The following is an 8,407-nucleotide window of genomic DNA, read 5'->3' as shown; positions in this document are numbered from 1 at the left end:
CGTCCACCGCAACCCGTCCAACGTCCGTGACGACGGCCGACGCCCTCTGAGTGGGACGGGATGGCCAAACATATGCATCTGATTTTCCTTCTGGTAAACAGAAATATTTTTTATTCTGGGTCTTGACACGATTTCTGAAAACCGGAATTGATTTGCCCGTCGGGTCGTTTTGTCGCGGCCAAAGGATCATGTGCAGGTTGTCGGCGCGGCTGTTGCGCGTCGTCCGATCCGTTGTGTGCCGTAACTCACATTCAGTCGATGATGCCTGCTGTAGTCATCACGGATAGCCGAAGCAATCCTTCCCAAGTGCTTCGCGCAGGATGCAGTTGTAGCTCAGTTGGTTAGAGCGCCTGTCTGTGGAACAGGAGGTCGGTGGTTCGAACCCACCCAACTGTACCAGCCTTTCAAGGCGGTCAAATCAGCTTCCATCACAACACGCATTTGTTTGGTTCTCCATCGAGCCGAACCAAACGATTTGGCGAAACCGAGTTTCACTGCGGCCGACGGCGCAAGTGAGCAGCAAGGAATTGCGCCATGTCTCGGCGCTGGTTGCGACCTTCAATGGTGCTGGCGATCGTCTTTCCCTTCATCGCCGAGCGGACACCTGAACAACTGTTCAGAAATTTTCCATGAACGATGTGAATGACGCGCGCGTCAAACAGCCATGCACACGATTCGACACATCGACACGATCGACGACGAAGCAATTTCGACGCGCGTCATTGTGGCGCACGCCGAGATGAATGCGCAGTTCGTGTCTGATTTGATTTGCGAATTCGCTTGCAGCTCCACGCTTCAAGAAGAGGCGAGTGCACCAACGTGTTTCAGCTCACGTTCAGCCGCCGGCAACGATCATAGGGTTCGAACTACGGAGCAGATCCCCTGCTACCACAACCCAAGGAGCTACCATGTCGTTTCGTAAAGCAATCCTCTCTGCAGTCGCTGCAACCGTCATCCTGGTCGCCGGCGTCTCCGCAAGCAGCGCGGGGCACTGGCATCACCATCATGGTCATCATCACCACGGCCATCACCATCACGGTCATCACCATCATGGCCATCACTGGCATTGGCGCTGGCATGGCCATCATCATCACCATGGCCATCACCATCACCACGGCCATCATCACCACCACGGTCACCACCACCACTAACGACAACAAGCCGGCCGACAGCCGTCGGCCGGCTTACCACCTCGGCGGGATCGCTGTTGATCCACTCTGATCACGTACCTCTGACGCCTGTCGGCAGCCGAACATCTGGAGAATGACAATGAAGAAGTTTCTAATGGTTGCTGCGCTCGTGGCTTCGTCCGCCAGCGCCTGGGCGCACGATCACCAGGGCACGAATGGCGGCAGGGTCGAGGATGCCGGCTCGTATCATGTCGAGCTGGTTTCGAAATCCGAAAAGGTCGATCTCTACATCAGCGATGCGAACCAGAAGCCGATCGCGGCAACCGGATTCAAGGCCATTGGCATCTTTGTCGTGAATGGCAAAGCCCAGCGCATTGCGATGGAACCTGCCGGAAGCGCGCGGCTTTCCGGAACCGCCAGCGATGCGCTGTCGGCGCAGCCGAAGGGGGTGGTGCAACTGACCTCGCCCGACGGCAAAACCGTGCAAGCCAAATTCAACTGAGGTTGCGGGGCGCGTCCTGAACGGATGCGGACCGTAATAGTATTCAGTTTCGGGCGTGAATATACACCCTGTCTGGACCAGCGGCCCCCGTTCATCAAAGCCTCGTGAACCGTTGCTGGCCTGAAGACGACAGAAAGATGCAAGACGACCGAAAGACAAATGGCCCGCAGCAGGCGTTAGCCATCTTTAACCTGACCTATGCAGTGCCGAGAGCCCTGTGATATTGTGAGCATGATGAACGCGAACCCAAAGCTTTGGCAGTTTATTTGTGCGGTGATCGTCCTGATCGCCGTTCAATTCGCGCCTGCCTTGGCTCGCGCCCATGCCGACCAGGCCCACCGCCTGCAGGGACATGTCCACGTTCATCATCATGCGGTGCCTCACGGCGCCCATGCGCCGGTGGCGCACCACCTCACCATGGCTGCGTTCACCAAGGACGTCTTTGCAGAGGCTGACTTCACCAAGGCCTCCCTTGCCGAGACTATCGGATCTATCCCGCACCAACTTATCCTGACCGCAGGTCGACCGCCGGGCGCAGCGCCGATCGATGCGGACGGATGCGTGGACGGTTGTTGCGGGGCGGGCATGGGGTGCTGCGGCGGGGCCGCTCTGGTTGCTGCCTCGCAATGTTTGCCTCCCGCGGTTCATTCGCACCGTCTTGACGTTACCGGTGCCGTGCTTGCTTCGGGCATAGAGCCCGCAAGCCTGCGTAAACCGCCCCGAGCGCTCACCTGAGCAACGATGTCGCGGCTGCACGACGTGCCGGCCGCGCGAGCGAGAACACGCTTCTTCTCAGGTGAGTTATTCAGATGTCCTTTTTGTTCCGTGCCGCGCGGTGCGTGGCGGCTATGTTATTCCTGCTCACGGCAGGCCCGGTGCTGGCGCACGAAGGCCACGATCATGGCGCGCCTGTTCCGGCGCCGAGCGCCAGTCTCGCGCCGCGTGCCGAGAGCGACTCGGACGCGCATGAACTGGTTGCGATTGCGCGCGAAGGCGTGCTCGTCATCTATCTCGACCGGTTCGCAACCAACGAGCCGGTGGATGGCGCCGAAATCGAAATCGAAACGCCCGCCGGGCCGCAGAAGGCCGAAGCCAGGCCGGGCGAGCCCTATCGCCTCGACGCGCCCTGGTCCAGCAAGCCGGGCGCCTACGACCTGATCTTCACGGTCGCGAAAGACGGCAATGTCGATGTGTTGCCGGCCCGGCTAGTGATTCCGGATGCTCCGGGGGTCAAGGCCGGACCGACTTCGTGGTTCTCGACCTCCGCCATCGCGGGAGAGGTCGGCTATCACTTCAATCATGACGGCCCGGCGCTGTTCATCGCCATCCTGGCCGGGCTTGCTGCCGGGATCGGCGTCATGGCGCTGATCCGGCGGCGTCGCAGAGCGGCGGCGATGGTTCTCCTCGTCGCCGGCGCGTTCGTCCTGTACAACAACCCATCGCGCTCCCATGACGGCCATGATCACACAGCTCCGGCAGCAGCGATGCAGTCGGCTCGCGACCTCGCGCAGCGCCTGCCTGACGGAGGCGTGTTCGTACCCAAGAGCACGCAACACATTCTCGCCCTTCGTACCGTGATGACCGAATCCCGCGCGCACCCGCGCGCCATCGAGCTGCCGGGCCGGATCATTCCCGATCCGAACGCCAGCGGCTTCGTGCAGGCTTCGGTGGGCGGCCGCCTCTCAGCCCCGCCCGGCGGTTTTCCGAGGCTGGGGACGCCGGTCAAGAAAGGCGACGTGCTTGCTTATGTCGATCCGCCGCTGCAGGCCATCGACCTGTCGGATATGCGCCAGCGCCAGGGCGAACTCGACCAGCAAATTTCCATCGTGGAGCGCCGGCTCGCCCGCTATGAAACGCTGGTGCCGAGCGGCGCCATTGCCCGCTCGCAGCTCGAAGACACAAGGTCGGAGCTGCAGGGATTGAAAGACCGCCGCGGTTCGCTCGACCGGGCGCGCCGTGAGCCCGAAGCGCTGGTGGCGCCGGTCGACGGTGTGATTGCCGAGGGCACGCCGGTAGCCGGACAGATCGCCCAGTCCAATGCCGTGATCTTCCACATCATCGATCCGACCCGTCTGTGGGTCGAAGCCCGCAGCTTCGACCCGCTGGCGGGCGTTCGCAGCGCGACGGCCAATCTCGGGACCGATCGCATCTTCACGCTGGTCTATCAGGGCTCCGGCTTTGCGGACCGCAACCAATCCATTCCGGTCCAGTTCGCGATTCAGGGCGACCATTCCGGCCTTCGCGCCGGGCAGTTCGTCACGGTTCTGGCCACCAGCAATGAGGAAAAGGTCGGCCTTGCGGTGCCGCGGGCCAGTCTGGTGCGCAACGCCAACGGCCAGGAGGTGGTTTACGAGCACGTCGCGCCCGAGCGCTTCGAACAGCGTCCGGTACGGGTGGAGCCACTCGACGGCGACCGCGTGTTCATTGCCACCGGCCTTGCCGGAGGCAAGCGTCTTGTCGTGCAGGGCGCCGAACTGCTCGACCAAGTGCGCTGAGGAGCAGGGCAGATGTTTCGCTTTCTCGTCACACAGTCGCTGCGCAACAGCCTCTTGGTCATGGCGGCGGCGCTGGCCCTGGTGTTGCTCGGCATCTTCAGCGCCGGCCGGCTGCCGGTCGACGTGTTTCCCGACCTGAACAAGCCGACGGTCATCATCATGACCGAGTCGGACGGGCTCGCGCCCCCCGAGGTCGAACAGCTCGTCAGCTTTCCGATCGAAACCCAGATGAACGGTGTTCCCGGCGTGACGCGGGTCCGCTCGGTTTCCGGAATCGGCCTTTCGATCGTCTATGTCGAATTCGACTGGGGTACCGATATCTATCGTAACCGGCAGCAGATCGGCGAGCGCCTCAATCTGATCCGGACCCAGTTGCCGCCAAATACCGTTCCGCAATTGGGACCGATCAACTCCATCATGGGGCAGGTGCTGCTGGTCGCGGTGACCAGCGACCGCGCTTCGGCGATGGAGGTTCGCGAGACCGCCGACTTCGTGGTGCGGCCGCGGCTGCTCACGATCCCCGGTGTCGCGCAGGTGATTCCGATGGGGGGCGAGGTCCGGCAATACCGGATCGCACCCAATCCGCCGGCGCTGCGCAGCCTCGGCGTCACCTACGAGCAGGTCGAGCTCGCCCTCAATCAGTTCGGCGTCAATACCGGCGGTGGATTTACCGATCAGCATGCCCGCGAATATCTGATCCGCAACATCGGACGGACCACCAATCTGGACGACCTTCGCAACGTGGTGGTGGCGCAGGTCAATGGCGGGCCGGTCTATCTCAAGCAGGTCGCCACCGTCGAGTTCGCCCCCAAGGTCAAGCGCGGTGACGCCGGCTATATGGGCAAGCCCGCCGTCGTGGTCTCGGTCGAGAAGCAGCCCAACGTCGACACCATCAGGCTCACGCGCGAGATCGAACAGGCCCTGAAGGAAATCACGGCCTCGCTGCCAACGGGCATGAAGGCCGACCAGATCATCTTCCGCCAGGCCAATTTCATCGAAACCTCGATCGGCAATGTCCAGCGTGTCCTGCTCGAGGCCGGCGCGGTCGTCGCCATCGTGCTGTTCCTGTTCCTGATGAACTGGCGGACCACGGTGATCTCGCTGGCTGCGATCCCGGTGTCGATCCTGACGACCGCGGTCGTGTTCTATTTTGCCGGCCTGTCGATCAACACCATGACCCTTGGCGGCATTGCCATCGCCATCGGCGAGCTGGTCGATGACGCCGTCGTCGATGTCGAAAACATCTTCCGGCGCTTGCGCGAAAATCGCGCTTTGGAGCATCCCCGCCCGGCATTCGATGTCGTCGTATCGGCATCGCAGGAAGTCCGCTCCGGCATCGTCTATGCGACCGCCATCATCGTTCTGGTGTTCGTGCCGCTGTTTGCGCTGTCGGGTATAGAAGGCCGGCTGTTTGCGCCGCTTGGTCAGGCCTACATCATCTCGATTCTCGCCAGCCTTGCGGTCTCCATCACCCTGACGCCTGTCATGGCGTATCACATGCTTCCGCATCTCAAGCGCCTCGATCATGGCGACAGCGCGCTGGTCGCGATGCTCAAGCGCGCCAATGCGGCCTTGCTCGAACGGGTTTTCCACCATCAACGCACCCTGATGGCCGCCGCACTCGCGGCGGTCGTGATCGCGGCGGCTTCCGCATTCTATCTTCCGCGCGCATTCCTGCCGCCCTTCAACGAGGGCACCTTCACGATCAACATGCTCTTCAATCCGGGAATTTCGCTCGCCGAATCCCACCGCGTCGGGTTGATTGCCGAGCGCCTCATCCTTGAGGTGCCCGAGGTCAAGACCGTTGGCCGGCGAACCGGGCGGGCGGAGCTCGACGAGCATGCCGAAGGCGTCCATTCGTCGGACCTCGAGGTCAATCTCAAGCCATCGAAACGGCCCAAGACCGAAATCGTCGCTGACATAAGGGCCCGGCTCGCCGTGCTTCCCGCTGCGATCAACGTCGGCCAGCCGATTTCGCACCGGCTCGACCATCTGCTTTCGGGCGTTCGGGCCGAAATTGCGCTGAAAGTGTTCGGCGACGATCTGAACAGCCTGCGCGCGACCGCCGACATGTTGCGCGGCAAGCTTTCTGAGATTCCGGGTCTCACCGACCTGCAGGTCGAAAAGCAGGTGCTGATTCCGCAGCTGGAAATCCGCGTCGACTATGGCCGTGCCGCGCTGTATGGCGTGCAGCCGGCCGCCGTGATCCAGCAGCTCAGCCGGCTCTCGAACGGCCGCGTCATTTCGCGGGTGGTGGACGGCTATCGCCGGTTTGACGTCACGATGCGGCTGCCGGACCGGCTTCGCACCACGCAAACCCTGGGCGACCTCTTGATCGAAACGCCGGCCGGCTGGATTCCCGCGCGGCAGATCGCCGACGTCAAGGAAACCGAAGGCCCCAACCAGATCCTGCGCGAGAACGGCCGCCGCCGTGTGGTGGTGCTGGCGAACGCCGACGGGACGGCCGACATGACCGACATCATCGCGGCGATCCGCAAGGTGACCGCGTCGACCAGGCTTCCCGAGGGCTTTTACGTTCGTTTGGAGGGAACGTTCCAGGCCCAGGAGGAAGCAAGCCGGACCATCGGCGTCCTCTCGCTGCTGTCGCTGTTGCTGGTGTTTGCCATTCTCTACAGCCGCTACCGCTCGACCGTGCTCGCCTTCATCATCATGGGCAACGTCCCGCTGGCGCTGATCGGATCGGTCGCGGCGCTTTGGCTGGCGGGCCAGACGCTCTCGGTTGCGTCGATGGTCGGATTTGTCACGCTGACCGGCATTGCGGTTCGCAACGGCATCCTGAAAATCAGCCACTACATCAACCTGGCGCTGAAGGAAGGAATGCCGTTCGGCCACGACCTCGTGGTTCGCGGCAGCGTCGAGCGGCTGACGCCGGTCTTGATGACGGCGATGGCGGCCGGCGTGGCGCTGGTGCCGCTGCTGATCGATGCGGCAAATCCCGGCAAGGAGATCCTGCATCCGGTGGCGGTGACGATTTTCGGCGGCCTCCTCAGCGCGACCCTGCTCGACACGCTGCTGACGCCGGTTCTCTTCCTCCGCTATGGCGAAGCTCCGCTGGAGCGGCTGCGGCGAGGTACCGAGGGCAAGGCGGGAACGGCCCCGGCAAATTCAGCCGCCGAAGCTTTTTGACATCAACATCCGGAGAATGACGGTGAATGCGAAATTTTTGATGGTTGCGGCCGTGCTGGCCTGGTCGACTGGCGCCTCGGCGCACGACGAGAAGGGAACGAATGGCGGGTGGGTCGCGCATGCCGGTTCGTATCACGTCGAACTGGTTGCGAAATCCGACAAGCTCGAACTCTTCGTCAGCGACGAGAACCAGAAATCGATTCCGGCAACCGGCTTCAAGGCGATTGCCATCCTCGTTGTCGACGGCAAATCCCAGCGAATCCTGCTGCAGCCTGCCGGGAGCGCGCTGCTTTCCGGCACCGCCAGCGTCGCATTGCCGGTTCAGCCAAAAGGTGTCGTCCAGCTGACCGGGCCTGATGGCAAGACGGCGCAGGCAAAATTCGACTGATCGCATCGCCTAGCAAGACCCGGTCAACCAAATCCCTGCGGCGCAGCCTGCGGGGATTTTCTTGTCAGTGCGGCATTTTGCGCCTCAACTGACGCAGGACAGAAGACCGCTCCGAACCGGACGGCTCTAGCCAATGACATACTTGTTCAATAGAACGGCGCGATATCGGGTTGAGGATTTTTCGAGAGAGGTTGCATGATTTCATTCGCGCGCATGGTGAAGCTCGCAGGCGTTGCCTCGGTGCTGCTGGTTTCCGCCGTCCCCAACGCGGCTCAGGCCCAGGCCGACAATGGCTTTCCGTTCGGAATGGAAATGACCATGGATGTCCCGCCGCAGCCCGGCTCCAAGCGGATACCCAATCTGGAAATCGGCGACCGCGGCGAAGTGGTGCTCGAACTCTGGTGCAAGGGCGGCAAGGGCCAGTTTTCAGTGGCGGGCAACACCGTGATCTTCGTCGCCGGCGCGATGGAGAACCGCAACTGTCCGGCCAATCGCGCCCAGGCCGACGATGAACTGATTGCCGCATTGACCGATGCCGCGACCTGGAAGCGGCAGGGCGATGCGATCTCCTTCATCGGCACCAGAACGCTGCGGTTCCGGCTCAACACGAACTAAAGCAAGATGACCTTTGCTTGATTCGGCGTACGTCATCCTGAGGTGCGAGCGGAGCGAGCCTCGAAGGATGGGCCACGGGCCGTATTCATCCTTCGAGGCGCGCAAGAGCGCGCACCTCAGGATGACGGGA

7 protein-coding genes and 1 tRNA gene are annotated in these 8,407 nt (G+C 62.3%); all 8 read left to right on the top strand.

Annotated elements, in window-relative coordinates; genetic code table 11:
* Window positions 1–322 precede the first annotated feature (322 nt).
* Window positions 323–399, top strand: a tRNA-His gene (locus JQ575_RS34635).
* A gap of 606 nt (window positions 400–1,005) precedes the next feature.
* A complete protein-coding gene (locus tag JQ575_RS34630) occupies window positions 1,006–1,221 on the top strand; it encodes a hypothetical protein (RefSeq protein ID WP_212037707.1) in 216 nt (71 codons plus the stop codon).
* Window positions 1,222–1,269: 48 nt separating this feature from the next.
* Window positions 1,270–1,632 (top strand): hypothetical protein, encoded by a 363-nt coding sequence (locus JQ575_RS34625; RefSeq protein ID WP_312016074.1) that lies wholly within the window; start codon window positions 1,270–1,272, stop codon window positions 1,630–1,632.
* A 231-nt stretch (window positions 1,633–1,863) separates the two neighbouring features.
* Window positions 1,864–2,367, top strand: coding sequence for a hypothetical protein (locus JQ575_RS34620; RefSeq protein WP_212037705.1), 504 nt, complete (start codon window positions 1,864–1,866; stop codon window positions 2,365–2,367).
* 74 nt (window positions 2,368–2,441) lie between these two features.
* On the top strand, window positions 2,442–4,127 hold the full coding sequence (locus tag JQ575_RS34615) for an efflux RND transporter periplasmic adaptor subunit (protein ID WP_212037704.1): 1,686 nt from the start codon (window positions 2,442–2,444) through the stop codon (window positions 4,125–4,127).
* A 12-nt stretch (window positions 4,128–4,139) separates the two neighbouring features.
* Entirely contained in the window at window positions 4,140–7,274 is a 3,135-nt protein-coding gene (locus JQ575_RS34610) for an efflux RND transporter permease subunit (RefSeq protein ID WP_212037703.1), read from the top strand.
* Window positions 7,275–7,296: 22 nt separating this feature from the next.
* Window positions 7,297–7,662 carry a hypothetical protein gene (locus tag JQ575_RS34605; RefSeq protein ID WP_409364850.1) on the top strand — a complete coding sequence of 122 codons (366 nt, stop codon included), beginning with the start codon at window positions 7,297–7,299 and terminating at the stop codon, window positions 7,660–7,662.
* Window positions 7,663–7,857: 195 nt separating this feature from the next.
* Window positions 7,858–8,277: an META domain-containing protein gene (locus JQ575_RS34600; RefSeq protein ID WP_212037702.1), complete on the top strand. Its 420-nt coding sequence runs from the start codon at window positions 7,858–7,860 to the stop codon at window positions 8,275–8,277.
* Window positions 8,278–8,407 lie beyond the last annotated feature (130 nt).

It is taken from the genome of Bradyrhizobium sp. JYMT SZCCT0428 (assembly GCF_018131075.1).
Classification (GTDB): domain Bacteria; phylum Pseudomonadota; class Alphaproteobacteria; order Rhizobiales; family Xanthobacteraceae; genus Bradyrhizobium.
The sequence above is the reverse complement of the archived record's forward strand: the minus strand, read 5'-3'. Positions and strand labels throughout refer to the sequence as shown.

Coding starts and splice junctions, on each gene's coding strand:
- JQ575_RS34630 (WP_212037707.1), top strand. CDS start 1,006: ATGGTCATCATCACCACGGCCATCACCATCACGGTCATCACCATCATG.
- JQ575_RS34625 (WP_312016074.1), top strand. CDS start 1,270: ATGAAGAAGTTTCTAATGGTTGCTGCGCTCGTGGCTTCGTCCGCCAGC.
- JQ575_RS34620 (WP_212037705.1), top strand. CDS start 1,864: ATGATGAACGCGAACCCAAAGCTTTGGCAGTTTATTTGTGCGGTGATC.
- JQ575_RS34615 (WP_212037704.1), top strand. CDS start 2,442: ATGTCCTTTTTGTTCCGTGCCGCGCGGTGCGTGGCGGCTATGTTATTC.
- JQ575_RS34610 (WP_212037703.1), top strand. CDS start 4,140: ATGTTTCGCTTTCTCGTCACACAGTCGCTGCGCAACAGCCTCTTGGTC.
- JQ575_RS34600 (WP_212037702.1), top strand. CDS start 7,858: ATGATTTCATTCGCGCGCATGGTGAAGCTCGCAGGCGTTGCCTCGGTG.